Consider the following 24743-nt stretch of genomic DNA (forward strand, 5'->3'; position numbering starts at 1 on the left):
GATCAGGTTTCGGACGGCGACGCGATATCGCAGCGCGATTGCGGAATCGCGCGCTCACACCCCGGTAGCGAAGCGCGCCTCGATTTGCGCGGCGATATCGTCCCTGCGCACCTTGGCCAGCGCCGCGCTCAGATCGGGCAGCAGTTCGGCCAGCTCGTCGCTGTTGCCGCAACGCTCGATCTTGAGTTGCAGGAAATAACCGCGCAGGCCCAAGTGCTCGCGCACCGCTTCGGTCATCAGCCCGTACAGGGTCTGGTAACGCTGCGCCGCATCGGCCATCGACAACGGCGCCGGCATCGGCACCGCCGCGGCGAACGCCGCGCCCGGGGTCGGCGCATGCGCGAACTGGGTCGCCGCCACCGCCGCCGAGGAGGCGATCAGGCCCATCGCCTCGAGTTGCTCCAGGGCGTCCTGCGGGCCGTGCAGGCTGGCGATCAGGTCGCGCAAATGGCGCGCGCTGCGATCGCCGTCGACGATCAGCAGAATCGAACGCAACACCGGCGCGAGCTTGCGCGTGCGGTTCTGGATTTCGTCGCGGCCGGCATGGGTTTTGACCGGCACATCGCTCTCGCGCATGGTGTTTCCTCTGAGTCTTCCCCTGCCGCAACCCCCGATGCGGCGTGTGCGGAGGCCGCACGCGGTCGCGCCATGCGCTGGGCGCGGCGGACCGCCGTACGGCGTACCGGCTGGCGAGGGACTATGCCACGCCGCCAGATGCGGATTCTGTGTCGGATTCGACGTTAGTCGTATGCCGCAGCCGCTACGCTGCGCGGCTGCGCGCAAGTCGCGACCAAAAGCGAAAGGCCAGGCGGATCGCCTGGCCTTTCGCGTTGCCGTCCTGCGTTTTCGCTCCGGCGGACCGGGCGGCGCAGAACCCTCAGCGCCGCTCGATCGACACGTAGGCGCGATCTTCCGGGCCGGTGTAGTTGGCGCTCGGGCGGATGATCTTGCCGTCCTCGCGCTGCTCGATCACGTGCGCGCTCCAGCCGGTGGTGCGCGCGATCACGAACAGCGGGGTGAACATCGGCGTCGGAATGCCCATCATGTGGTAGGCGGACGCCGAGTACCAGTCGAGGTTCGGGAACATCTTCTTGCTGTCCCACATCAGCGTCTCGATGCGCTCGCTGACGTCGAACAGGGTCTGGTTGCCGCCGTCCTTGCACAGCTTGCGCGAGATCTCCTTGATGATCGGGTTGCGCGGGTCGCCGACCGTATAGACCGGGTGGCCGAAGCCGATCACGATTTCCTTGCGTTCGACCCGGGCGCGGATGTCGGCCTCGGCCTCGTCGGCGCTGCCATAGCGGGAGATGATGTCCATCGCCACTTCGTTGGCGCCGCCGTGCTTGGGGCCGCGCAGCGCGCCGATCGCGCCGGTGATGCAGGAGTGGATGTCCGAACCGGTGCCGGCGATCACCCGGGCGGTGAAGGTCGAGGCGTTGAACTCGTGCTCGGCGTACAGGATCAGCGACTTGTCCAGCGAGTCGGCGTGCAGCGCGCTCGGCGGCTCGCCGTGCAGCAAGTGCAGGAAGTGCGCGGCGACCGAGTCGTCGTCGGTCTCGCAATCGATGCGGCGGCCGTTGCGGGTGAAGTGCCACCAGTACAGCAGCATCGAACCGAAGCTGGCGATCAGGCGATCGGCGATGTCGCGCGCTTCCGAAGCGACGTGGCCTTCGCGCTCGGGCAGCACGGTGCCCAGCACCGAGCAGCCGGTGCGCAGCACGTCCATCGGGTGGGCGTTGGCCGGCACCAGCTCCAGCGCGTCGGTGACGATCGCCGGCAGCCCGCGCAGGCGCTTGAGCTTGGTCTTGTAGGCTTTCAGCTGCGAGACGGTCGGCAGCGCGCCGTGGACCAGCAGGTGGGCGACTTCCTCGAAGGTCGACTGGGTCGCCAGGTCGTGGATGTCGTAGCCGCGGTAGTGCAGGTCGTTGCCGCTGCGGCCGACGGTGCACAGCGCGGTGTTGCCGGCGGCGGTGCCGCTGAGGGCCACCGATTTCTTGGGCTTGGGCAGGGTCGATTGCGGTTCGCTCATGGTCCTTCCTCAATAAAAAGTGGTCTTTTCCTTATTCCCTCTCCCATGCGTGGGAAAGGGCAAGGGTGAGGGCGCGCGACTTGCGGCTTGGTCGCTGGCTGGAAGTTTCGCTCGCCCTCATCCGGCCCCTGCCTGCGCAGGGGCAGGCTTTTCGGGCCACCTTCTCCCGCAGTGCGGGAGAAGGAAAAAACGGACTCCTCCCGCGAGCGGGAGAAAAAAATCTCAACCGCCCTTCCTGGCGAACAGCGCGTCGAGCTTGTTCTCGAAGGCGTGGTAGCCGATCCGGTCGTACAGCTCGGCGCGGGTCTGCATGCTGTCGACCACGTTCTTCTGGTGGCCGTCGCGGCGGATCGACTCGTACACGTTCTCGGCCGCCTTGTTCATGGCCCGGAACGCCGACAGCGGGAACAGCTGGATCGCGACCCCGGCCGAAGCCAGTTCGTCGCGCGAGAACAGCGGGGTCTGGCCGAACTCGGTGATGTTGGCCAGCACCGGCACCTTGACCGCGTCGACGAAGCGGCGGTAGGTCGCCAGGTCGTAGGCGGCCTCGGCGAAGATGCCGTCGGCGCCGGCCTCGACGCAGGCGATGGCGCGCTCGATCGCCGCGTCGACGCCGTCGACGGCGATGGCGTCGGTGCGCGCGATCAGGAAGAAGTCCGGGTCGGTCTTGGCGTCGGCCGCGGCCTTGACCCGGTCGGCCATCTCGCCGGCAGTCACGATTTCCTTGCCCGGACGATGGCCGCAGCGCTTGGCGCCGACCTGGTCCTCGATGTGGCAGGCGGCCGCGCCGGCCTTGATCAGCGACTTGACCGTGCGCTCGATGTTGAACGCGCTGGGGCCGAAACCGGTGTCGATGTCGACCAGCAGCGGCAGGTCGCAGACGTCGGTGATGCGGCGCACGTCGATCAGCACGTCCTCGAGCGTGTTGATGCCCAGGTCCGGCAGGCCCAGCGAGCCGGCGGCGACGCCGCCGCCGGACAGGTAGATCGCGCGGTAGCCGGCGCGCTGCGCCAGCAGGGCGTGGTTGGCGTTGATCGCCCCGATCACCTGCAGCGGCGATTCGGCGGCGAGCGCGGCGCGGAACTTCGCGCCTGCGGAGGTGAACGACATCGGCAAACTCCGGCGGGCCCGTTCGGGGCGATCCGGCATTTTACCCCGTCGCGCCGGCCGGGCACTCCCGCCCCGGGCGCCGGCCCCGGCTAGCCGATGGTCTGCACCACGTTGCCGTCGCGGTCGCGGATCTGGCTGCGCTGCACCTGGATCTCGAGGAATTCCACCTCCTCGACCCGGTACTCGCCCTCCTGGGCGCGCAGGCAGGCGACCAGATTGCGCAAAGCAGCCTCGTTCAGGCGCAGGTGCAGCGCGCCCTCGACGACCTGGACGCCGTTGCGCGGCGCGGCCTCGAACACGATCCGCGCCTGCGGCCCGACCAGGCTGAACGGCTTGCCGAACGGCAAGCGCAGCGGCAGCAGGGCCAGCAGTTCGCCGACCTGGCGCGCGCCGATGACGATCCGCGTCGCCGGCTGGCGCAGCAGGCGCTTGCGCTGGCTCCATTCGAGCTGGTCGGTGTAGACCATCGCCGAGCTCGAGCCCTCGTGGGCGGAACCGGCGGCCAGGCGCGCGGCGATGTCGGAATCGGCCAGCAGCGACTCGCGCTCCAGGTCGGTCACCCACAGCGGCAGGTAGTCCTGGAACACGTCCAGCACCTTCAGCGTCGACCAGCGCTTGAGCGCGAACTCCTCCTCGCTGGTCAGGCCGATCACCTGCAGGAATTCGAGCCGGCCGTTGGGCGTGTCGATCGGCGGCAGCTCCGGGTCGTGGGCGAACGCCACCGCCTGCAGATGGGTGGCGGTGTCGGCGGCGATCGGACCGTTGGCATGCAGGTAATGGCCGGCGTGGAAACCGTGCCCGCTCTGGAACACGTAGCGGGCCAGGTTCTGCAGGAAGTTCAGCGCCCAGGCCGGCGGCTGCTCGCTGTCCTCGGGGTCGGCGACGCGGAAGGTCAGTTCGAAGCCGAACCCGCTGAGCGCCGGGTCTTCGGAGGTCTTGTCGTAGAGCTCGCTGAAACCGTAACTGACCAGATGCCAGTGCGGCACCGGGGTGATGCGCTTGTAGGCGCTGATGCCGCGCAAGGGCTCGCCGCCGAGTTCGGGGCCGACCGGACTGCCGTAATGCAGCGGTTGCTGGCGCGTGTACAGCCGGGCCAGAGCCTGGTCGATCGCGTCCCACCCCGGCGCGCTGTCCTGTTCTGCCGTCATTGCGCGTTATGCCTCGCTCGCATCGGCCGCGGACGGTCCCGCGTATTCACGATGCTAGCGCGCCGGCGGCGAAAAATCCGTCAAGGGACTGAACCCGCGCGAACCGTGGCGACGCGCGGACGGTCAGCCGCCGGCGTCGGCGCCGCGCTCCAGCGCGCGCCGCACTTCCTCCAGCGCGCCGGGATCGTCCAGAGTCGACAGATCGCCGGGGTCGCGGTGTTCGGCCAGGGCCTGGATCGAACGCCGCAGCAGCTTGCCGGAGCGGGTCTTGGGCAGGGCCGCGACCACGTACACCCGCGCCGGCCGCGCCACCGCGCCGAGCTGTTCGACCACGCAGCGCTGCATGCCGGCCGCCGCCAGGCCCGCATCCTCGCCGCTGCCGCCCTTGAGGGTGGCGAACACCACCGGCACCTGGCCCTTGAGCTCGTCGTGCACGCCGATCACCGCCGCCTCGGCGACGCTGGCGTGGCTGGCCACCGATTCCTCGATCTCGCGCGTGCCCAGGCGGTGGCCGGCGACGTTGATCACGTCGTCGGTGCGGCCGAGGATGAAGGTGTAGCCGTCCTCGTCGCGCACCGCCCAGTCCAGCGAGCTGTACAGCAGTTCCTTGAAGTGGCCGAAGTAGCTCGACAGGAAACGCGCGTCGTCGTTCCAGACCGTGGTCATGCAACCCGGCGGCAACGGCGGCACGATCACCAGCACGCCTTTCTCGTGCGGGCCGACGTCGCGGCCGGTGGCCTCGTCGATCACCCGCAGGCGATAGCCCGGCGTCGGCAGGCCGGGCGAGCCGAACTTGACCGGCTGCAGGTCCAGCCCCGGCATCAGCGACAGCACCGGCCAGCCGGTTTCGGTCTGCCAGTAGTTGTCGATGATGGTCTTGCCGATGCCGTCGGTGATCCAGTGCGCGGTCGGCTCGTCCAGCGGTTCGCCGGCCAGGAACAGCCATTGCAGCGCCGACAGGTCGTGCTTCTTCAGCCAGGCCGGGTCCTGCTTCTTGAGCACGCGGATGCCGGTCGGCGAGGAGAACATGGTGCGCACGCCGTAGCGTTCGCAGATCCGCCACCAGATGCCCGGGTCGGGATTCGTCGGCAAGCCTTCGTACAGCACCGAGGTCGCGCCGGCGATCAGCGGGCCGTAGACATTGTAGGAATGGCCCACCGCCCAGCCGACGTCGGAGGTCGAGAACATGACCTGGCCGGCGCGGATGTCGTAGATAGACCACATCGACAGCGCCAGCGCCACCGCATAGCCGCCGACGTCGCGCTGCACGCCCTTGGGCTTGCCGGTGGTGCCGGAGGTGTAGAGCAGGTAGCTGGGTTCGTTGGATTCCAGCCATTGCACCTCGACTTGGGCGCCTTCGTGCCGCGCGCGCAGGCTCGCGTAGTCGAGGTCGCGCCCGGCCAGGATGCGATGTTCCGGGTCCAGGCCGCGGCTCACCACCAGCACGTGCGGCGGCGGTTGCCGCGCTTCCTCGCAGGCCGCATCGACCAGCGGCTTGTAGGGGATGACCTTGCCGCCGCGCATGCCGGCGTCGGCGCAGATCAGCAGCTTGGGCGCGGCGTCGTCGATGCGCAGGGCCAGGTTGTGCGCGGCGAAGCCGCCGAACACCACCGAGTGCACCGCGCCGATGCGCGCGCAGGCGAGCATGGCGAACACCGCCTCGGCCATGTTCGGCATGTAGATCACCACCCGGTCGCCGCGGCCGACGTCGAGCGACTGCAACACCGCGGCGAAGGCGTTCACCTCGGCGTGCAGCTCGCGGTAGCTCAGCTCGCGGGTCTGTCCGGTTTCGCTGGAGATCGCGACCAGGGCGAGCTGGTCGCCGCGTTGCTCGAGATGGCGGTCGAGGGCGTTGTAGCACAAGTTGGTTTCGCCGCCGGCGAACCAGCGCCGGAACGGCGGCCGGTCGTACTCGAGGATGGCCTGCGGCGGCTTGTGCCAGTGGATCGCCTGCGCTTGCTCGGCCCAGAAGGCCTCGGGCTGCTCGATCGAGCGGCGATGGAAATCCTGGTAGCGCATGCATCGACCTCGCGCGGGGCGTAGCGGCGGATGCTGGGCAGGCTAGTCCAAGCGCGGGCGGCTTGCGTTACGACGATGGTCTAGGCGGCGGTAAGGGGCGGCGGCGACAAGGCGAAGATCAAAAGCAAATCCCCCCTCCCCCCCCTTTTTCAAAGGGGGGAACAGCGTTCGCAATCCGGGACGCGACAAACAGCCCCCTTTGCAAAAGGGGGCCAGCGCCCGGCGCCGGCCCGGAGCCGGGACGACGAGCGGAGCGCGGGGGATTTGCTTTGCGCAGCGCAGCAACGACACGTCGCCGCTCGAGCCGCCTGGCCTCAGAACTGCGCATCCAAGGTCAGAAACACCTGCCGCGGCGCGTTGGCGTGGAAGGCGTAGGTCTTGCCCTGCGGGTCGGAAGCGCTGAACGCGGTCAGGTTGCTGGCGGTGCGCTTGTCGGTCAGATTGCTGCCGTGCAGGGCGATCGACCACTGCCGCAGCGGGCCCATCGCGTCGAAGCGGTAGCGCAGGCTGGCGTCGAAGGTGGTCGCGCCGCCGAAACCGTTGTCGTTGGTGTAGGTGAAGTAGCGCTTGCCGGTGTACTTGCCGCTCAGGCTGGCCAGCCACGGGCCCTGGCGCCAGGTGATTTCGCTGGACAGCATCTTGTCCGGCACGTCGACCACGCGCTTGTCGCGGGTCTGCACCACCTTGCCGCCGTCGAGGTAATTGTCCTGGTAGGTCGACTTGTTCCACGACAAGGCGTTGTACCACTCGAACCGATCGCTCGGCTTCCAGATGAACACCAGTTCGCTGCCGACGCTGTCGACCGAGCCGACGTTGAAGAACTTGGTGATGCATTCGGGCCGGGTGCCGGCCTCGATGCTGGAGCAGGGGTTGAGCGACAACAGGCGATCGTCGAAACGCACCTTGTACACGCTCAGCGAGGCCTGGTAGGTCTCGCCGACCCGACGGTAGCCGGCCTCGAAAGTCTTGGACGACTCCGGCTTGAGGTCGCTGCGCTGGGCGTCGAACGCGGCCTGGTTGATCGCCAGCGGGCCGCCGGCGCCGCCGCCGACGAAGGCGGCGACGTTCTCGGTGTAGGCGGCGAACAGCTCGCCGCGATTCTCGCCGAGGCGATAGCCGACCCCGAGCTGAGGCAGGAACCGATCCTGGGTCTCCAACTGGCCGGTCGCGTTCGGCACTTCCATCGCACGCGGGTCGACCTGGCGCGCGCGCATCGTCACCTGGGTGCTCTTGGCGCCCAGATCCAGGGTCAGGCGGTCGTCGAACAGGCGGATGGTGTCCTGCAGATAGGCCTGGCGGGTGTGGATGCGGTACTTCTGGAAGAACAGGCGGCGATCGGGGTCGTTGAGGAAACGGTCGTCGTCGACCGGGCCGTCGATGAAATAGAAGTTGCGCTGGACGTCGTGGTGGTTGCTCTCGTACCACACCCCGCCTTCGATGCGATGGTTGCCGACCTCCCAGACCAGCGAGCTCATCGCGCCGTAGCGGTTGATCCCGTAGTTGGTGCTGCGGATCGAGATCGGGATCGCCTTGGCCGTGTTCGGGTAGGAGTAATTGCCCGGCGACCACCAATGGCCCTGGCCGCGGTCGTCGTGGTAGTAGGCCTGGGCCTTGAGCGACAGGCCTTCGCCGAGGTTGAACTCGCCGGCCAGCGCGCCGAGGTGGTCGGTGCGCAGCGCGCGGCTGGCGTAGTAGGCGTCGTCGATGGTCGCCGCCGGGGCGACGAAGGCGCAACGCGGGTCGCCGGCGCGATGCTGGTTGGCCGGCCACGGCCGCGGCGCGCAATAAGCGGCGGCCAGCGCGCGCTTCCAGTCCGGCTTGTACAGGTTCCAGTCCCAGTCGGCGCCGCGCGCCAGCAAGGCCTTGGACAGATAGGCGTAATTGGCCTGGCTGGTCTGCGCGCTGGCGAAGTAGGCGCTGATCCGGTTGCCCTCGCCGAACCGGTAGACGGCCTTGAGGTTGACCTGGTTCTGGTCCTGATTGTCGTGCGGGCGCGACCACATGTCGGCGCTGAGCAGCGAACCGGACAGATACATCGAGAAGCCGCCGTGCTCGCCGGTGTCCACGCGCGCATAGCTGCGGCGGGTGCGGTCGCTGCCGAAGGTCTGCGCCAGGCGCAGGCCGAACTCGCTGTCCGGATCGGCCGAGTAGTACTGCAGGGTGCCGCCGAGGTTGCTGGTCGAGGCGGTGCCGAGCGCGCCGACGCCGGCGGCCAGTTCGGCCCCGGCCAGGTTTTCGCCGATCAGGGCGCGGCTGATGCCCAGGCCGTTGTAATTGCCGTAGCTGTTGTCGCCAAGCGGGATGCCGTCGAGGGTGTAGCCGAGCAGGCGCTGGCTGAAACCGCGCAGGCTGATGGTCTGCGATTCCTCGTTGGCGCCGTAGGCGTCGTTGGACTGCACCGAAATGCCCGGCAGCTTGTTCAGCACCTTCTGCGCGCTGCTGCCCGGCACTTTGCGCTCGATGTCGGCCAGCTTGATCCGCTGCACCTGGCGGGTTTCGCCCAGGCCGATCACCGAGACCGCGTCCAGGGTGGTGGCATCGGCGTCGCCGGCATCGGCGCTGGCGACGGCCGCCGCGGCGGCGGCGGCGTCCGCCGGCACGGCGTAGGCCGGCAGCGTGGCCAGGGCGAGACAGATGGCGGCCGACAGCGTCGGGGCGAACACTCGGGTCATTGCGTGCGTCTCCGTGCGGCGTAAGGGCATTGCCGCGATGCAAAGCGCGCAGGGTGACGGGCTTTGATGACGCGCTGATGGCGAAGCGTGCGCGCCGGCACGCTCAGCGATCGCGCCGCGGCGCTGGTCGCGGCGCGAATGAACGGGCGGATCGCCGAACCTGAGCCGGGGCTCTAACCCGATGGTGCTATTGGCCCTGCCGCGGCCCCGGCCCACCATCGACGTCGGCGCCAGGAGGTGCCGCCGTTGTGCCGCGGCCGCGCGCCCTCCCCCCGCGCCGCCCGGCACCGTCCGCACCGACCTGGAGCCGCCTGCCTTGAGCGCGATCACCGCCGACACCGCCGCCGATACCCTGCCACGCGCCTCGTCGATGACCGCCGGACAACGGCTGAAGTCGATCTTCTCCGGCTCGGTCGGCAACCTGGTCGAGTACTACGACTGGTACGTGTACAGCGCCTTCTCGCTGTACTTCGCCCACGTGTTCTTCCCCAAGGGCGACAAGATCTCGCAGGCGCTGAACGCCGCGGCGATCTTCGCCGTCGGCTTCCTGATGCGCCCGCTCGGCGGCTGGGTGTTCGGCCGCTACGCCGACCGCCGCGGCCGCAAGGCGGCGCTGATGCTGTCGGTGCTGATGATGTGCGCCGGCTCGCTGATCATCACCTTCACCCCCGGCTACTCGACCATCGGGGTGATGGCGCCGGTGCTGCTGGTGCTGGCGCGGCTGATGCAGGGCCTCAGCGTCGGCGGCGAGTACGGCAGCTCGGCCACCTACCTCAGCGAGATGTCCTCGCGCGAGAACCGCGGCTTCTGGTCGAGCTTCCTCTACGTGACCTTGATCATGGGCCAGTTGCTCGCCCTGCTGGTGCTGATCGTGCTGCAGCAGTTCGTTCTCGACGAGGAGCAGCTCAAGTCCTGGGGCTGGCGCATCCCGTTCGCGATCGGCGCGATGGCGGCGATCATCGCCCTGTACCTGCGCCGCAACATGCAGGAAACCGAGTCCTTCACCAAGCTCAAGGCCAGCGACGCGCCGGCGCGCAAGGAAGGCTCTTTGCGCACCCTGATGCGGCACCCGCGCGCGGTGCTGACCGTGGTCGGCCTGACCATGGGCGGCACGCTGGCGTTCTACACCTACACCAACTACATGCTGAAGTTCCTCACCATCAGCACCGGCTTCGACAAGGAGACGGCGTCGCTGATCAACGCCGCGACCTTGTTCGTGTACATGCTGATGCAGCCGCTGATCGGCGCGCTGTCGGACCGGATCGGCCGACGCCCGATCCTGATCGCCTTCGGCGTGCTCGGCGCGACCCTGACCGTGCCGGTGATGCACCTGATCCAGGACGCGCAGACGCCGATGCAGGCGTTCTGGCTGATCATGATCCTGCTCAGCGCGGTCAGCGGCTACACCGCGATCAACGCGGTGGTGAAGGCCGAACTGTTCCCGGTCGAGATCCGCGCCCTCGGCGTCGGCCTGCCCTATGCGCTGACCGTGGCCCTGTTCGGCGGCACTGCCGAACCGGTCGCGCTGTGGTTCAAGAAGATCGGCCTGGAAACCGGGTTCTTCTGGTACGTCAGCGCCTGCATCGCCTGCTCGCTGCTGGTCTACGTGCTGATGCCCGACACCCGCAAGCACTCGCACATCGATCGCGACTGAGCACCGACGCCCGCTCGCCGCCCGTCCCTCTCCACTCGTTCCTCGCCCTCGAGTACCCGCCATGAAAAAGTCCGGCTCGCGCTTCTACCTGTGGGTGCTCGGCGCCATCGTCCTAGGCGGCGTGGTAGGGCACTACTTCCCCGATTTCGCGGTCAAGCTCAAGCCGCTGGGCGACGGCTTCATCTCGCTGATCAAGATGCTGATCGCGCCGATCATCTTCCTGACCGTGGTGCTCGGCATCGCCGGCGTGTCCGACGTCAAGAAGGTCGGCCGGGTCGGGGTCAAGGCCATCGTCTATTTCGAGATCGTCTCGACGATCGCCCTGGTGATCGGCCTGATCGTGGTCAACACGCTCAGGCCCGGCGCGGGCTTCAACGCCGACCCGGCCACGCTCGACGCCAGCGCGGTGGAGAAATACGCCAGCGCGGCCAAGGAGCAGAGCACGGTCGACTTCCTGCTGCACATCATCCCCAAGACCTTCACCGACGCCTTCACCGGCAACGGCGACCTGCTGCAGGTGCTGCTGCTGGCGGTGCTGTTCGGCTTCGCCCTGCTGCATATGGGCAAGTCCGGCGAGAAGGTCATCGATCTGTTCGAGACCGTGTCCAAGGCCTTCTTCGGCATGATGGGCATGATCATGAAGCTGGCCCCGATCGGCGCCGGCGCGGCGATGGCCTTTACCATCGGCAAGTACGGCGTGGATTCGCTCGGCCCGCTGGCGCGGCTGATGGGCAGCTTCTACCTGACCTGCGCGGTGTTCATCCTGGTCGTGCTCGGCGCCATCGCCTACTTCACCGGCTTCAGCATTCTGCGCTTCATCCGCTACATCCGCGACGAACTGCTGCTGGTGCTCGGCACCTCGTCCTCGGAATCGGCGCTGGTGCCGCTGATGCGCAAGCTCGAGCGCCTGGGCTGCTCCAAGCCGGTGGTCGGCCTGGTCGTGCCCAGCGGTTACTCGTTCAATCTCGACGGCACCAACATCTACCTGACCATGGCGACGATCTTCATCGCCCAGGCACTGAACGTCGAGTTGACCCTGACCCAGGAGCTGACCCTGCTGGCGGTGGCGATGCTGACCTCCAAGGGCGCCTCGGGCGTCACCGGCGCAGGTTTCATCACCCTCGCCGCGACCCTCACCGTGGTGCCGGCGGTGCCGGTGGCGGGGCTGGCCCTGATCCTCGGCATCGACCGCTTCATGAGCGAGGCGCGCGCGTTGACCAACTTCATCGGCAACGGCGTGGCCACGATCGTGGTCGCGCGCTGGGAAAACGAACTCGACCGCGACCGCCTGCAGCGCGAGCTGCTCAACCCGCCCAGCGCGACCGATCTCGACGTCGACCTGCCCTCGGACCATCACGGCCCGCTCGCCGACAAGCCCGCCTGATCGCCGCTCGATCCGGGCGCAGCGACCGGCGCCCATCTGATCGAACCCGCTGATCGAACCCGCCGATCGACCCATCGATCGACGACGTCGATCGCCCCCGTTGACCGCCCGCGGCCGGACGCCCTGCGTCCGGCACGGCGCCCTGCGGCCAGGACGGCCCCTCGACCTACCGATGGAGCCCGTCCGATGCCGCGTTTTCCCCGCTATGCCCCCGTCCTGACCGCCGCCGCACTCGCCGCTGCCGCCCCGCTCGCCCAGGCCGGCGACGGCCTGTCCCTGGAGAACTGGCCGACCAAGTACGCCTTCGGCGACGGCACCGAGTTGTCGGCGACCGCCAACTGGGCCTACGACGTGGTCGATTTCTCCTCCGATCGCGGCTACGGCAGCGCTGCCACCGCGCTGCGCGACGACGGCCATTACCGCCGGCGCGAGTTCGGCATGAACCTGAAGAAGAAGGACGTCTACGACTTCACCGCGGTCTACGACTTCGAGTCCAAGCTGTGGCTCGACGTCGCCCTGCGCATGGAGACCAAGGCGCTGTTCGGCGCGGATCTGGGCAAGGTCCGCGTGGGCTACTTCAAGACCCCGGTCAGCATGGAAAGCGTCGCCGCCTCGCGCGCCGGCAGCCTGATGGAGCTGTCGGCCGCTTCGCAGGCGATCTACCAGGGCCGCCGCACCGGCGTGGAATGGTCGCTGGAGCGGCCGCGCTACGCGCTCAGCGCGGCCTATTTCTTCGGCCACGACCTGCAGGGCGACAATCCCGGCACCACCGCCGCCGGGCGCGCGGTATGGACGCCGATCAAGGACAAGACCCGCGTGCTGCACCTGGGCCTGACCGGCTCGGTCGAGAACCCGCACGGCTACCGCGACGGCCGCGGCACGTACTTCGGCCCGGCCGCGCGCTTCCGCGCCCGCCCGCAGAACGGCCTCACCGGCGTGCGCCTGGTCGATTCCGGCAGCCTGCGCAACACCGACAAGGTCGTGCGCAACGGCGTCGAGGCGCTGTGGATCGACGGCCCCTGGTCGGCCCAGGCCGAATACCTGCGCGCCACCGCGCAGCGCGACAACGGAGCGCGCGACTTCAGCGCCGACGGTTACTACCTCACCGGCAGCTGGGTGCTGACCGGCGAATCGCGCCCCTATAGCGGCAACAACGTCGGCAACGTCAAGCCCGCCCACCGCTACGGCGCGGTCGAACTGCTGGCCCGCTACGGCGAACTCGACCTGGACGATGGCGGCATCGCCGGCGGCCGCCAGCGCGACCTGACCCTGGGCGTGAACTGGTACCTGACCAGCCACTTCAAGTTCCAGGCCAACTACGTGCGGGTGAAGGCCGACAAGGGCCTGCTGTCGGCCGATCCGGAGGTGCTGGAGATGCGGGCGCAGCTGCAGTTCTGAGGCTCCGGCGTCGGGACTCGGGACTCGGGACTCGGGACTCGGGACTCGGGACTCGGGACTCGGGATCGATGTTGAGAATCGTGGGGCTCACGGCAACAGGCATCTCCGGCCCGGGCGAGTAAGCTGCCAGACACCGCAAACCCGCTCCGCGAGTCCCGAGTCCCGAGTCCCGAACCCCGCCCCGTGCTCAACCATCCCCGCCAACTCCGCAACACCCTATGGCTGGTTCTGATCGTGGCCGGCGCGCTGCTGTCGGCGCTGCTCGCCGGGCGGGTGGCGTATGCGCAGGCGCTGCTGCGCCAGGCCGGCGAGGCGCGCGCCCTGCTCGGGCAGCGGGCGCAGGTGATCGAGCAGCATATCGACCGCTACCGGATCATGCCGGCGGTGCTGTCGCTGGACCCGCAGCTGCGCGCGACCCTGGCCAACCCGAACGATCGCGCCCAGCGCCAACGCGCCAACGAGCGCCTGGTCCAGCTCAATTTCGCCAACCGCACCAGCACCCTGACCCTGATCGACGCCGCCGGCATCGGCATCGCCGCCAGCAACTGGAACCTGGCCAACAGCAACGTCGGCCACTCCTACGCGTTCCGCCCGTATTTCCAGCGCGCGATGGCCCACGGCGCCGGCGAGTTCTACGCCATCGGCGTCACCACCCACGTGCCCGGGCACTTCATCGCCCGCGCGATCCACGACGAGCGCGGCGGCGCGGTCGGCGCGGTCGCGGTCAAGGTCGAGCTGGAAGACATCCGCTCGGACTGGAGCGGACGCGGCGACCTGGTCCTGCTCAGCGACGCCAACGGCGTGGTGTTTCTCAGCGCGCAGCCGCAGTGGCGCTATCGCGTGCTGGCGCCGCAGAGCGCGGCGCAGCAGCGCGAACTGCGCCTGACCCGGCAGTACCAGGGCCAGCGCCTGCTGCCGGCGCGGTTCCGGGTCCAGCGCGAAGTCGGCGACGGCGCGCGGGTGGTGCGGCTGCGCGACCCGGCGATGCGCGAGCCGGTGCTGTGGCAATCGCTGCACCTGCCGCGCGAGCGCTGGACCCTGCACCTGCTGCGCGACACCACGCCGAGCCTGCGCACCGCCTGGATCGCGCGCGGCGTCGCCGCCGGCGCCTGGCTGCTGCTGGTCTCGGTCGCGCTGCTGATCCTGCAGCGCAACCGCATCGCCGCGCTGCGCCTGCGCAGCCGGCAGGAACTGGAGAAGATGGTCGAGCTGCACGCCGAAGCGCTGCGCAACGCGCGCGACGGCGTGGTCCAGGCCGCGCACCAGGCCGGACCGGGCGAAAGCCAGAGCCTGGAGCATCTGCCGCAAGGCATCAGCGTGGTCGACTCGGAGCTGCGCCTGGTGGCCTGGAACCGGCGCTACGCCGAGCTGTTCCGCTACCCGCCCGAGTTGCTGCAGATCGGCCGGCCGATCGAGGACCTGATCCGCTACAACGCCCGCCGCGGCCTGCTCGGCCCCGATCCCGAGGACGCGATCCGGCGCCGGCTCGAGCATTTGCAGCGCGGCCAGCCGTATCTGCACGAACGCGAACGCCCCGACGGCACGGTGATCGAGATCCGCGGCAACCCGATGCCCGACGGCGGCTTCGTCACCAGCTATGCCGACATCACCGCCTACAAGCAGGCCGCGCGCGACCTGCGCAGCCTCGCCGACAGCCTGGAACGCGGCATCGAGCAGCGCACCAGCGACCTGCAAACGGCCAAGGGCGAAGCCGAGCGCGCCAATCGCTACAAGACCCGCTTCGTCGCCGCGGCGGTGCACGACCTGCTGCAACCCTTGAACGCGGCACGGATGTATCTGTCCTCGCTGCGCCGGCGGGTCGATGCGGACAGCCGCGAACTGACCGACCGGATCGAAGCCGCGCTGACCGCGCAGGACGACATCCTGTCCAGCCTGCTCGACATCTCGCGGCTGGAATCGGGCGCGCTGGAAGTGCGTCGCGGCGCGCTGCCGCTGGCGCGGGTGTTCGACGCGATCGAGGGCCAGTTCCGCATCCTGGCCGAATCTCGCGGCCTGCGCCTGCACTGCATCGCCAGCGGCGCGACGGTCGACAGCGACGAAGTGCTGCTGCGCCGGATCGTGCAGAACTTTCTCTCCAACGCCTTGCAATTCACTCCGCGCGCGGGCCGCATCGTGCTCGGCGCGCGGCGCTTGCGCGAGGGCGTGCGGATCGAGGTCTGGGACACCGGACCGGGCATCCCCGAGGCCAAGCGCGAACTGATCTTCGAGGAGTTCCAGCGCCTGGACGTCGGCGTCGAGGCGCCGGCGCGCGGCGCCGGCCTGGGCCTGGCGATCGTGCGCCGGGTCGCGCAGTTGCTCGGCCATCGCATCGCGGTGCGCTCCTGGCCCGGGCGCGGCAGCGTGTTCTCGGTCGAGGTGCCTTATGCGCGCCAGGCGGAGGTCGTGCCGTCCCTGCCGGCATCGGCACCGGCACAGCCCGCGCCCGCGGACACCGAGCACGACCCGATACTGCGCGGCCGCCGCGTCTGGGTGGTCGACGACGACCCGCCCTCGCGCTTGGCCGCGCAGGGCTTGCTGGCCGACTGGGGCTGCGCGATCGAGAGCGCGGGCAGCGCGGCGCAAGCCGTGGCCCTGGCCGCCGATGCGCCGATGCCGGAGCTGCTGCTGCTCGATTACCGGCTCGGCGACCGCACCGGCTTCGAACTGGCCACGCAACTGCAAGCGCTGTGGCAGGGGCTGCCGCCGCTGGTGCTGATGTCGGCCGACGCCGACCCCGGCCTGCGCCCGCGCGCGCTCGAGCGCGGCTGGCACTTCCTGCCCAAACCGCTCAAGCCGGCGGCGCTGCGCGCGCTGGCGATGCGCTTGCTCGCGCGAGGGGAATGAAGCGGCCGGGAGGCGGTGGCGTACTGGGCGAGGAGCAAGAGCGAATCCCCCCTAGCCCCCCTTTTTCAAAGGGGGGAACTCGCGTCAAGCATCGATCCCAGTAGCGCAGCGGCAAGTGCGGGACGGCAGGCCGCGGCACTTCGCTTCGCGAGCGCGATAACTCGCCCCCTTTGAAAAAGGGGGGCTGCGCCCTGCGCCGGCACGAAGTCTGGGCGTGGGCGCAATGGCGTGGGGGATTTGCTTTGGCTTTGCGTTTCGACAAAGCCGAAGCAAATCCCCCCTAGCCCCCCCCCTTTTTCAAAGGGGGGAACTCGCCTCAAGCGTCGATCCCAGTAGCGCAGCGGCAAGTACGGGGCTGCAGGCCGCGGCACTTCGCTTCGCGAGCGCGATAACTCGCCCCCTTTGAAAAAGGGGGGCTGCGCCCTGCGCCGGCACGAAGTCTGGGCGTGGGCGCAATGGCGTGGGGGATTTGCTTTGGCTTTGGCTTTGGCTTTGCGTTTCGACAAAGCCAAAAGCAAATCCCCCCTGCCCCCCTTTTTCAAAGGGGGGAACGGCACGGATAGCTAACGCAGGCCGTTGGCCTGATCGTGCAGGCCGCTGGCGTCTTCTTCCAGCGAAAGGCCCTTGACCAGCACCGCGGCCTGGGTGCGCGAGTGGCAGCCGAGTTTGCGCAGGATCGCGGTGACGTGGATCTTGACCGTGTTCTCGGCCAGCGACAGTTCGTAGGCGATCTGCTTGTTGAGCAGGCCGTCGGCCAGGCGCATCAGCACCCGCAACTGCTGCGGGGTCAACTGGGCCAGGCGGTCGGCGAGCTGGGCGTCGCCTTCGTCGCGCTCGGCCTGCAGCGGCGGAAACCAGACCTTGCCGGCCAGCACCGCGGTCACCGCTTCGCCGAGCACGCTGGCCGGGGCCGACTTGGGCACGAAGCCGGACGCGCCGAACTGCTGCGCGCGGCGGATCGTGCGCGGGTGTTCGTTGGAGGAGATGATCACCACCGGCAACTCCGGACGCTGGCCGCGCGCGAACACCAGCGAGGAGAAGCCCATCGCGCCCGGCATCATCAGGTCGAGCATGGCCAGGTCGAAGGCCTCGCCGCCGGCGATCGCCGCTTCCAGCGCGCTCTGGCTGGCGACCTCGACGATCGCGGCGCCCGGCAACACCTCGCCCAGCGCGTGCCGCAGCGCCGCCCGGAACATCGGATGGTCGTCGGCGATCAACAGGCGCAGCGCGTCGCTCATGGGCGGTCCCGGGCGCTCCCGGCGGTCGGAGCGGAACCGATCCTACACGCTCCGGCCGGCTCGCGGCGGCGCAGTGTTCCGCCGCGCCGGCGCGGGCGGCGGCGGAAACGAAACGGGGCGGCCGCAGCCGCCCCGTTCCGGGTCTTGCGAGCAGCGCGGATCAGCCCAGCAGGTGGGCGACGCCGGCGCGCTCTTCTTCCAGCTCGGCCAGGGTCTTGTCCATCGCGGCGCGGCTGAACGCGTCGACGTCCAGGCCTTCGACGCGGGTGTATTCGCCGTTGGCGGTGATCACCGGCACGCCGTACATCACGCCTTCCGGAATGCCGTAGCTGCCGTCGGACGGCACGCCCATGGTCACCCACTCGCCGTTGCTGCCCAGGGCCCAGTCGCGCATGTGGTCGATGGCGGCGTTGGCGGCCGACGCGGCCGAGGACAGGCCGCGCGCTTCGATGATCGCCGCGCCGCGCTTGCCGACCACCGGGATGAAGGTGTTGGCGTTCCAGTCGGCGTCGTTGATCTTGTCCTTAAGCGACTGGCCGCCGACGGTGGCGAAGCGGTAGTCCGGGTACATGGTCGGGCTGTGGTTGCCCCACACCACCATGTTCTTGATGTCGGCGACGGCGACGCCGGCCTTGGCGGCCAGCTGCGACAGCGCGCGGTTGTGGTCCAGGCGCAGCATGGCGGTGAAGTTCTTGGCCGGCAGGTCCGGCGCCGACTTCATGGCGATGTAGGCGTTGGTGTTGGCCGGGTTGCCGACCACCAGCACCTTGACGTTGCGCGAGGCGACCTCGTTCAGGGCCTTGCCCTGCACGGTGAAGATCTCGGCGTTCTTCAGCAGCAGGTCCTTGCGCTCCATGCCCGGGCCGCGCGGCATCGCGCCGACCAGCAGGGCGTAGTCGGCGTCCTTGAACGCGACCTTGGGATCGTCGGTGCCGACCATGCCGGCCAGCAGCGGGAAAGCGCAGTCTTCCAGCTCCATCATCACGCCCTTGAGCGCGGCCTGGGCCTTCTCCAGCGGCAGTTCCAGCATCTGCAGGATGACCGGCTGGTCCTTGCCGAGCATTTCGCCGGAAGCGATGCGGAACAGCAGGGCATAGCCGATCTGGCCGGCAGCACCGGTGACGGCAACGCGGACGGGAGTCTTCATGGGGTGTTTCCTTCGCTATTGGATCGCAGATGGGATCGCAGGTTGAACGGATGCGGGCGCGCGGCCCGCGAACGGGGGGACGAAGCGGCCGCGCTTACAGGCGGTAGCCCAGCGGCTCCAGCCGCTGCTTGATCTCGTCCATGTTGTAGCCGTAGACGATGTCCTGGCCGACGATGGTCACCGGCACGCCGCGCGCGCCGACCGCGCTCATCGCGCGCTGGCCCTCGGCGGTGTCGATGTCGATGATGCGGTAGCGCACATCGGCCAGCTCGAAGTCCTTGCGCAGCTTCTCGCAGTAGCCGCACCACTGCGCGGCGAGCATGACGATGCGCTTGTCGCCGGTGCTGCGGCGCGGATCGTCCGGCAGCAGTTCGGCCGGGCGCGAGGAGAACAGCCCGGCCAGGCTGCCGGACTTGAGCGCCTTGGCGCCGCCGATGCCGACGGCGGCCGCCAGAGCGATCCAGAGCACGGTGGTGACACGCATGGGCTTCCTTTCTCCGAATCGTCTGGGGCGGCCTGGAAGTTCTTGCCGGGCTCAGGCGAGCTCGGCGAAGAATTCCTGGAAGCGCTGCAGGCCCGGGGCCAGCTGCGGGGTCGGACAGGTGTAGCTGATGCGCAGCGCGCGCGGTTCGCCGAACGCCGAGCCCGGCACGCAGGCCACACCCTTGGTTTCCAGCAGCGCGTTGCACAGGTCCATGTCGTTGCCGATCTTCAGGCCGCTGGGCTGGTGGGTCTTGCCGAACGCGACGCTGATGTCGGGGAACACGTAGAACGCGCCCTGCGGACGCGGGCAGATCACGCCCGGGATGGCGTTCATCACCGCCATGACCTGGTCGCGCTTGGCCTGGAACTCGGCGCACTTCTGGGTCGGCACGTCCTGCGGGCCGGCCAGCGCGGCCACCGCGGCGGCGGTAACGATCTCCGGCACGTTGGTGATGTGGTTGGAGTTCATCGTGGTCACGGCCTGGGCGACCGATTCCGGCCCGGCCATGAAGCCCACGCGCCAACCCGGCATGCCGTAGGTCTTGGACAGCGAGTCGATGAAGATCACCCGGTCGCGCAATTCCGGACGGGCGTGGACGAAGTTGTGGTAGCCCAGGCCGTCGAACACCATCCGGTTGTAGATGTCGTCGGTGATGATCCAGGTATCCGGATGCTTGGCCACGACGTCGGCCAGCGCGTCGATTTCTTCCTTCGAATAGACCATGCCGGTCGGGTTCGAGGGGTTGTTGAACAAGAACACCTTGGGCTTCTTCGCCAGCGCGGCGTCGAGCTGCTGCGGGGTGAGCTTGTAGTCCTGCGAGGCCGGGCACGGCAGCAGGTCGATCTTGGCGTTGACGATCTCGGCGATGTCGAGATAGCTGGTCCAGTACGGGGTCGGGAACGCGATCGTGTCGCCTTCGTCGAGCAGCGCTTCGGCGATGTTGTAGATCACGTGCTTGGCGCCGATGCCGGTGGCGCAGTTGACCCGGCCGTAGCCGGTCAGGCCGATCTTGCCCATGTGCTCGATGAAGGCATCCAGCAGCGCGTCGGCGCCGCGGTTGCTGCCGTACTGGCCGCTGTCTTTGGCGAGCGCTTCGCGCACCGCGGCGTAGACGTGCTCGCCGGGCAGGAAGTTGGGAACGCCGATCGAGAAGCTGATGATGTCGCGGCCTTCGGCCTTGAGCCGCTTGGCCTTTTCGGCAACCTGCATGATCGCGCTGGGCTTGGCGCGACCGATGCGCCGGGCGAGCTGGGGCATCGTAAAAACCTCGTGGGGTCGGGTACGTCGGGAACGTGCGGGAGAGGTGCGCGACGGGGTTCCCGAAGGCTGCGAAACCGCCGGATCGAGCCGCAAAATGGTAGCACAGCGCTCGCCGCGGGCCGCGCGGCGATGCCCGTGCGGCGGCGTGCGGACACGCGCGGAACAAGGCCGATCCCAGCGCCGCAGGCCGGCCGGAACGGCCGGAGTGGCGGTCGGTGCGCGGCCGGGCGCGTGCGTGTGCCGGTCGTGGCGGGCGGATCGGCGGGCGCCGACGGACGCGGCGCGAGCCGGCGCCCGCAAACGCGCACGGCCCGGGATCGCTCCCGGGCCATGCGCGGCTACGGCGATGCTTCGGCGCGAGTTGTCAGGCCGACAGGATCTTGTTCCACTCGGCGACGCGGTCGGCCTTGGCGGCCAGCGCGGCGGCGGCATCGCCCTCGATCTTGACCGACTTGATCTTGTCGCCCTGCTTGACCGCGTCGACCACGTCCAGGCCTTCCAGGACCTTGCCGAACACGGTGTGCTTGCCGTCCAGCCAGTCGCAGACGATGTGGGTGATGAAGAACTGGCTGCCGTTGGTGCCCGGGCCGGCGTTGGCCATCGACAGCACGCCGCGCTGGTGGGTCAGGCCGTTGCGGGTCTCGTCCTCGAAGCGGTAGCCCGGGCCGCCGGTGCCGGTGCCCTGCGGGCAGCCGCCCTGGATCATGAAGTTGGGGATGACACGGTGGAAGTTCAGGCCGTCGTAGAAGCCGCGCTGGGCCAGGTTGACGAAGTTGGCGACGGTCAGCGGCGCCTTGTCGGCGGCGAGTTCGACGCGGATGGTGCCGCGGTCGGTGTCGAAATTGGCGATCAGGCTCATGGTCCGGGCTCGGCTACGGTGAGGGAGCCGCATAGCATACCCCGATGCCGGGACCGGGCTGCTCGGGCGCTGGACAGGTCGGATGGGATGGCTCGGCCCGGCTCGATCCGGGCGGGGCCGGGGCGGGCCGGTTCGGCAGCGAACGCTGCGCCGACCAGGCCGCACACGCCCGGCGCGCCGGCGCGGTGGCTCCAAGACGCAGGATCAACAGCCAATCCCCCGCGCCAATGCGGCCATCGGCGGGCATCCGGCCCGCGCAGGGCGCCGCCCCCTTTGCGAAGGGGGCATGTTTTCCGCGCCTGAGCCGAGCTCGCAGCCGCTTCGGCCGCCGCCCCCTCTGAATCCCCCTCTGAATCCCCCTCTGAATCCCCTCCTCTGAATCGCCCCTTTGATTGCCCCCGAATCGAATCGATCCTGAATCGGCCGTTCCGCCTTTGAAAAAGGGGGCCAGGGGGAGGATTTGCTTTGCTTTGCTTTGCTTCGCCTTTGCTTTGCTTCGCCCTTGCCCTGCCCTGTTCCGCCCCCTCCCGGGTGGCGTCCCGAAGCCCGTCCCGCTCCATCTCCCCCGATTCCGGTCGCCCGGGCCGCCGAAACCACCCGAACGAGCCCCTTTTCGGTTGCCGATGCCGCCGCATTGAGCGAGCGGTCACCGTTGCCGGCTATAATGATCGGCTACCTTCCTCAGCTATAGCGCCTCGCGGCGTCCCCTCGCATGTCCATCGATCGCCTGCGCAATATCGCCATCGTCGCCCACGTCGACCATGGCAAGACCACCCTCGTCGACTGCCTGTTGAAGCAGTCGGGCACCCTGTCCGAACGCACGGTGCTGGCCGAGCGCGCGATGGACAGCAACGACCAGGAAAAGGAACGCGGCATCACCATCCTGGCCAAGAACACCGCCATCACTTGGCAGGGCAACCGGATCAACATCGTCGACACCCCGGGCCACGCCGACTTCGGCGGCGAGGTCGAGCGCGTGCTGTCGATGGTCGACTCGGTGCTGATCCTGGTCGATGCGATGGACGGCCCGATGCCGCAGACCCGCTTCGTCACCCAGAAGGCCTTCGCGATGGGCTTCAAGCCGATCGTGGTGGTCAACAAGATCGACCGCCCGGGCGCGCGTCCGGACTGGGTCATCGACCAGGTGTTCGACCTGTTCGACAAGCTCGGCGCCACCAACGAGCAGCTCGACTTCCCGATCGTCTACGCCTCGGCGCTGCACGGTTACGCCAGCCTCGACGACGCCGCGCGCTCGGGCGACATGACCCCGCTGTACGAAGCGATCATGAAGCACGTCGCGCCGCCGCAGGTGGACGAGGACGGCCCGTTCCAGATGCGCATCAGCCAGCTGGACTACAGCAACTTCGTCGGCCTGATCGGCATCGGCCGCATCCAGCGCGGCAAGGTCAAGAAGAACATGCCGGTCAGCGTCATCGATCGCGAAGGCAAGAAGCGCCAGGGCAAGATCGTGCAGGTGCTGGGCTTCATGGGCCTGGAGCGCATCGAGACCGAGGAAGCCGGCGCCGGCGACATCGTCGCCATCGCGGGCGTCACCGACCTGTCGATCTCCGACACCGTCTGCGCGCTCGACGCGCCGGAAGCGCTGCCCGCGCTGACCGTCGACGAGCCGACCATCAGCATGACCTTCCAGGTCAACAACTCGCCGTTCGCCGGCCACAAGGAATACAGCGGCGGCAAGTTCCTCACCAGCCGCCAGCTGCGCGAGCGCCTGGAGCGCGAGACCCTGCACAACGTCGCGCTGAAGGTCGAGGAAGGTTCCGACCCGGACAAGTTCCTGGTCTCCGGCCGCGGCGAGCTGCACCTGTCGGTGCTGATCGAGAACATGCGCCGCGAAGGCTTCGAACTGGCCGTGTCGCGTCCGGAAGTGATCATCAAGGAAATCGACGGCCAGCTGATGGAGCCGATCGAGCAGCTGGTGGTCGACATCGAAGAGCAGCACCAGGGCGGCGTGATGGAGAAGCTGGGCATCCGCAAGGCCCAGCTGAAGAACATGGAACCCGACGGCAAGGGCCGCGTGCGCCTGGACTACGAGATCCCGGCGCGCGGCCTGATCGGCTTCCAGAACGAGTTCCGCACCCTGACCCAGGGCTCGGGCCTGCTGTTCCACGTGTTCGACCATTACGGCCCGAAGGAAACCGGCGCGATCGCCAAGCGCCCGAACGGCGTGATGATCGCCAACGCCGCCGGCGCCACGCCGGCCTATGCGCTGGGACCGCTGGAAGAGCGCGGCCGCCTGTTCGCCGCCGAAGGCGACAACGTGTACGAAGGCCAGCTGATCGGCATCCACTCCAAGGACAACGATCTGACCGTCAACGCGATCAAGACCAAGCCGCTGACCAACATGCGCGCTTCGGGCAAGGACGATGCGATCAAGCTGACCCCGGCCATCAAGTACACCCTGGAACAGGCGCTGGACTTCATCGAGGACGACGAGCTGGTCGAAGTCACCCCGAAGGAAATCCGCCTGCGCAAGAAGTTCCTCACCGAAAGCGACCGCAAGCGCGCTTCGCGCGCCGCCTGATGCGCCGCCGCGGCGGCCCGCTTGAAGCGCGCCGCCGCATCCCCATGTCCTTGCTCTCCCGCTCGCCGGGAGAGGCAAGGCGTCCGACGCGGGCCGCGCCCGCGTTGCGGTCCTCGCCCCGTCCGCGCCCTCTCCGCGCCTTGAGGATCACCGCCCGCATGCGTCTCCTGGTTCCGACCGGCCCGATCCGGGCCCATCGCCGCGCCGCGCGATGAACGCGTACCCCGGCTACGACCCCGCGCCCGCGGCGCACCGCGGCCTGCACGCGATCGCCGCGCTGGAAGCGGCCAAGGGCGTGCTGGCGCTGTCGGCGGCCAGCGGCCTGGAACTGCTCGGCCCGGCGCCGCTGCAGCGCTGGATCGAAGAACTGATCGCACGCTTCCACCTGGATCCCGCGCACGGCGCGCTGGCCTGGCTGGCGCGCGGCATCGACCCGGACTCGGTGCATCTGGCCGCGGCGATCGCGCTGGCCTACGGCCTGCTGCGCCTGCTCGAGGCCTGGGGCCTGTGGCGCGCGCGCGCCTGGGCCTCGTGGCTGGGCTGCATCGGCGCGGCGCTGTACCTGCCGGTCGACCTGTACGCGCTGTGGCGGCATCCGGGCTGGCTGTCGGTGGCGGTGCTGGCGATCAACGTGATCGTGGTCTGGGTTCTCGCCCGCGACTTGGCCAAACGGCGTCGCTGAGCGCGCCGCGACCGCCGTCTGCGCCCGCTCGCCGGGCCGCGATTCGGTCGCCAATCACAGGCGCGGCCGCGGGCCGCGGTGTATCTTCGGCAAGTCGCGGCCGATGCGCCGCGACCGTCCCACTCCCCAACGAGGAACGCTCATGAAGACCTGGTCCAAGCCTCAGATCCGCGAGATCTCGGTCGGCTGCGAAATCAACTCGTACTCGTCCGGCGATCTGTTCTGAGCATGTCCGCTTCCGCCGCCGCGACGCGCGCGAGGCCCGATACCGAT

General features: G+C 68.9%; 18 protein-coding genes. 7 read left to right on the forward strand and 11 right to left on the reverse strand.

The window, feature by feature from the left end; translation table 11 throughout:
• Positions 1 to 54: 54 nt before the first annotated feature.
• The 6 genes from AC3A57_RS12265 to AC3A57_RS12290 all read right to left on the reverse strand — a co-directional run bounded on the left by AC3A57_RS12265 (position 55) and on the right by AC3A57_RS12290 (position 8978).
• Positions 55 to 576, reverse strand: coding sequence for a hypothetical protein (locus AC3A57_RS12265; RefSeq protein ID WP_487579177.1), 522 nt, complete (start codon positions 574 to 576; stop codon positions 55 to 57).
• A gap of 301 nt (positions 577 to 877) precedes the next feature.
• Entirely contained in the window at positions 878 to 2029 is a 1152-nt protein-coding gene (gene prpC, locus AC3A57_RS12270; RefSeq protein WP_487579178.1) for a bifunctional 2-methylcitrate synthase/citrate synthase, read from the reverse strand.
• Between the two features lie 222 nt (positions 2030 to 2251).
• Complete coding sequence (gene prpB, locus AC3A57_RS12275) at positions 2252 to 3139, reverse strand: methylisocitrate lyase (protein ID WP_487579179.1); 888 nt, start codon at positions 3137 to 3139, stop codon at positions 2252 to 2254.
• A gap of 89 nt (positions 3140 to 3228) precedes the next feature.
• Positions 3229 to 4287, reverse strand: a complete 1059-nt coding sequence (locus tag AC3A57_RS12280) for a suppressor of fused domain protein (protein WP_487579180.1) — start codon at positions 4285 to 4287, stop codon at positions 3229 to 3231.
• A gap of 123 nt (positions 4288 to 4410) precedes the next feature.
• Positions 4411 to 6306: a propionate--CoA ligase gene (gene prpE, locus AC3A57_RS12285; protein WP_487579181.1), complete on the reverse strand. Its 1896-nt coding sequence runs from the start codon at positions 6304 to 6306 to the stop codon at positions 4411 to 4413.
• Positions 6307 to 6620: 314 nt separating this feature from the next.
• Complete coding sequence (locus AC3A57_RS12290; protein WP_487579182.1) at positions 6621 to 8978, reverse strand: TonB-dependent receptor; 2358 nt, start codon at positions 8976 to 8978, stop codon at positions 6621 to 6623.
• A 316-nt stretch (positions 8979 to 9294) separates the two neighbouring features.
• On the opposite strand from AC3A57_RS12290, the gene AC3A57_RS12295 reads away from it, so the two are divergent.
• The 4 genes from AC3A57_RS12295 to AC3A57_RS12310 all read left to right on the forward strand — a co-directional run bounded on the left by AC3A57_RS12295 (position 9295) and on the right by AC3A57_RS12310 (position 16258).
• The gene (locus tag AC3A57_RS12295; protein ID WP_487579183.1) at positions 9295 to 10632 is read left to right on the forward strand and encodes an MFS transporter; all 1338 of its coding nucleotides are present in this window, start codon (positions 9295 to 9297) and stop codon (positions 10630 to 10632) included.
• Positions 10633 to 10693: 61 nt separating this feature from the next.
• Complete coding sequence (locus AC3A57_RS12300) at positions 10694 to 12016, forward strand: dicarboxylate/amino acid:cation symporter (RefSeq protein ID WP_487579184.1); 1323 nt, start codon at positions 10694 to 10696, stop codon at positions 12014 to 12016.
• A gap of 186 nt (positions 12017 to 12202) precedes the next feature.
• Positions 12203 to 13414, forward strand: a complete 1212-nt coding sequence (locus AC3A57_RS12305; RefSeq protein WP_487579185.1) for an OprO/OprP family phosphate-selective porin — start codon at positions 12203 to 12205, stop codon at positions 13412 to 13414.
• A 183-nt stretch (positions 13415 to 13597) separates the two neighbouring features.
• Positions 13598 to 16258 carry a hybrid sensor histidine kinase/response regulator gene (locus AC3A57_RS12310; protein WP_487579186.1) on the forward strand — a complete coding sequence of 887 codons (2661 nt, stop codon included), beginning with the start codon at positions 13598 to 13600 and terminating at the stop codon, positions 16256 to 16258.
• A 563-nt stretch (positions 16259 to 16821) separates the two neighbouring features.
• Here the strand turns inward: AC3A57_RS12310 and AC3A57_RS12315 are convergent.
• The 5 genes from AC3A57_RS12315 to AC3A57_RS12335 form a co-directional block, all read right to left on the reverse strand.
• Positions 16822 to 17496 (reverse strand): LuxR C-terminal-related transcriptional regulator, encoded by a 675-nt coding sequence (locus AC3A57_RS12315; protein ID WP_487579187.1) that lies wholly within the window; start codon positions 17494 to 17496, stop codon positions 16822 to 16824.
• A 160-nt stretch (positions 17497 to 17656) separates the two neighbouring features.
• Positions 17657 to 18643, reverse strand: a complete 987-nt coding sequence (locus AC3A57_RS12320; RefSeq protein ID WP_487579188.1) for a malate dehydrogenase — start codon at positions 18641 to 18643, stop codon at positions 17657 to 17659.
• Between the two features lie 94 nt (positions 18644 to 18737).
• Entirely contained in the window at positions 18738 to 19127 is a 390-nt protein-coding gene (locus AC3A57_RS12325) for a glutaredoxin family protein (protein WP_487579189.1), read from the reverse strand.
• A gap of 51 nt (positions 19128 to 19178) precedes the next feature.
• Positions 19179 to 20384: a pyridoxal phosphate-dependent aminotransferase gene (locus AC3A57_RS12330; protein ID WP_487579190.1), complete on the reverse strand. Its 1206-nt coding sequence runs from the start codon at positions 20382 to 20384 to the stop codon at positions 19179 to 19181.
• Positions 20385 to 20751: 367 nt separating this feature from the next.
• Complete coding sequence (locus AC3A57_RS12335; protein WP_221671617.1) at positions 20752 to 21246, reverse strand: peptidylprolyl isomerase; 495 nt, start codon at positions 21244 to 21246, stop codon at positions 20752 to 20754.
• Positions 21247 to 21958: 712 nt separating this feature from the next.
• On the opposite strand from AC3A57_RS12335, the gene typA reads away from it, so the two are divergent.
• The 3 genes from typA (at position 21959) to pqqA (ending at position 24696) form a co-directional block, all read left to right on the forward strand.
• Positions 21959 to 23788 carry a translational GTPase TypA gene (gene typA, locus AC3A57_RS12340; protein ID WP_487579191.1) on the forward strand — a complete coding sequence of 610 codons (1830 nt, stop codon included), beginning with the start codon at positions 21959 to 21961 and terminating at the stop codon, positions 23786 to 23788.
• Between the two features lie 211 nt (positions 23789 to 23999).
• Positions 24000 to 24470, forward strand: coding sequence for a DUF2127 domain-containing protein (locus AC3A57_RS12345; RefSeq protein WP_487579192.1), 471 nt, complete (start codon positions 24000 to 24002; stop codon positions 24468 to 24470).
• Positions 24471 to 24612: 142 nt separating this feature from the next.
• Positions 24613 to 24696, forward strand: a complete 84-nt coding sequence (gene pqqA / locus AC3A57_RS12350) for a pyrroloquinoline quinone precursor peptide PqqA (protein ID WP_036111709.1) — start codon at positions 24613 to 24615, stop codon at positions 24694 to 24696.
• The last annotated feature ends 47 nt before the right edge of the window (positions 24697 to 24743 follow it).

This window comes from Lysobacter sp. Soil_C_15 (genome assembly GCF_057657315.1).

What these genes read in the sequence shown, in the direction of transcription:
- AC3A57_RS12265 (WP_487579177.1), bottom strand. Translation starts at nt 576, where the DNA reads ATGCGCGAGAGCGATGTGCCGGTCAAAACCCATGCCGGCCGCGACGAA.
- prpC (WP_487579178.1), bottom strand. Translation starts at nt 2,029, where the DNA reads ATGAGCGAACCGCAATCGACCCTGCCCAAGCCCAAGAAATCGGTGGCC.
- prpB (WP_487579179.1), bottom strand. Translation starts at nt 3,139, where the DNA reads ATGTCGTTCACCTCCGCAGGCGCGAAGTTCCGCGCCGCGCTCGCCGCC.
- AC3A57_RS12280 (WP_487579180.1), bottom strand. Translation starts at nt 4,287, where the DNA reads ATGACGGCAGAACAGGACAGCGCGCCGGGGTGGGACGCGATCGACCAG.
- prpE (WP_487579181.1), bottom strand. Translation starts at nt 6,306, where the DNA reads ATGCGCTACCAGGATTTCCATCGCCGCTCGATCGAGCAGCCCGAGGCC.
- AC3A57_RS12290 (WP_487579182.1), bottom strand. Translation starts at nt 8,978, where the DNA reads ATGACCCGAGTGTTCGCCCCGACGCTGTCGGCCGCCATCTGTCTCGCC.
- AC3A57_RS12300 (WP_487579184.1), top strand. Translation starts at nt 10,694, where the DNA reads ATGAAAAAGTCCGGCTCGCGCTTCTACCTGTGGGTGCTCGGCGCCATC.
- AC3A57_RS12305 (WP_487579185.1), top strand. Translation starts at nt 12,203, where the DNA reads ATGCCGCGTTTTCCCCGCTATGCCCCCGTCCTGACCGCCGCCGCACTC.
- AC3A57_RS12315 (WP_487579187.1), bottom strand. Translation starts at nt 17,496, where the DNA reads ATGAGCGACGCGCTGCGCCTGTTGATCGCCGACGACCATCCGATGTTC.
- AC3A57_RS12320 (WP_487579188.1), bottom strand. Translation starts at nt 18,643, where the DNA reads ATGAAGACTCCCGTCCGCGTTGCCGTCACCGGTGCTGCCGGCCAGATC.
- AC3A57_RS12325 (WP_487579189.1), bottom strand. Translation starts at nt 19,127, where the DNA reads ATGCGTGTCACCACCGTGCTCTGGATCGCTCTGGCGGCCGCCGTCGGC.
- AC3A57_RS12330 (WP_487579190.1), bottom strand. Translation starts at nt 20,384, where the DNA reads ATGCCCCAGCTCGCCCGGCGCATCGGTCGCGCCAAGCCCAGCGCGATC.
- AC3A57_RS12335 (WP_221671617.1), bottom strand. Translation starts at nt 21,246, where the DNA reads ATGAGCCTGATCGCCAATTTCGACACCGACCGCGGCACCATCCGCGTC.
- typA (WP_487579191.1), top strand. Translation starts at nt 21,959, where the DNA reads ATGTCCATCGATCGCCTGCGCAATATCGCCATCGTCGCCCACGTCGAC.
- AC3A57_RS12345 (WP_487579192.1), top strand. Translation starts at nt 24,000, where the DNA reads ATGAACGCGTACCCCGGCTACGACCCCGCGCCCGCGGCGCACCGCGGC.
- pqqA (WP_036111709.1), top strand. Translation starts at nt 24,613, where the DNA reads ATGAAGACCTGGTCCAAGCCTCAGATCCGCGAGATCTCGGTCGGCTGC.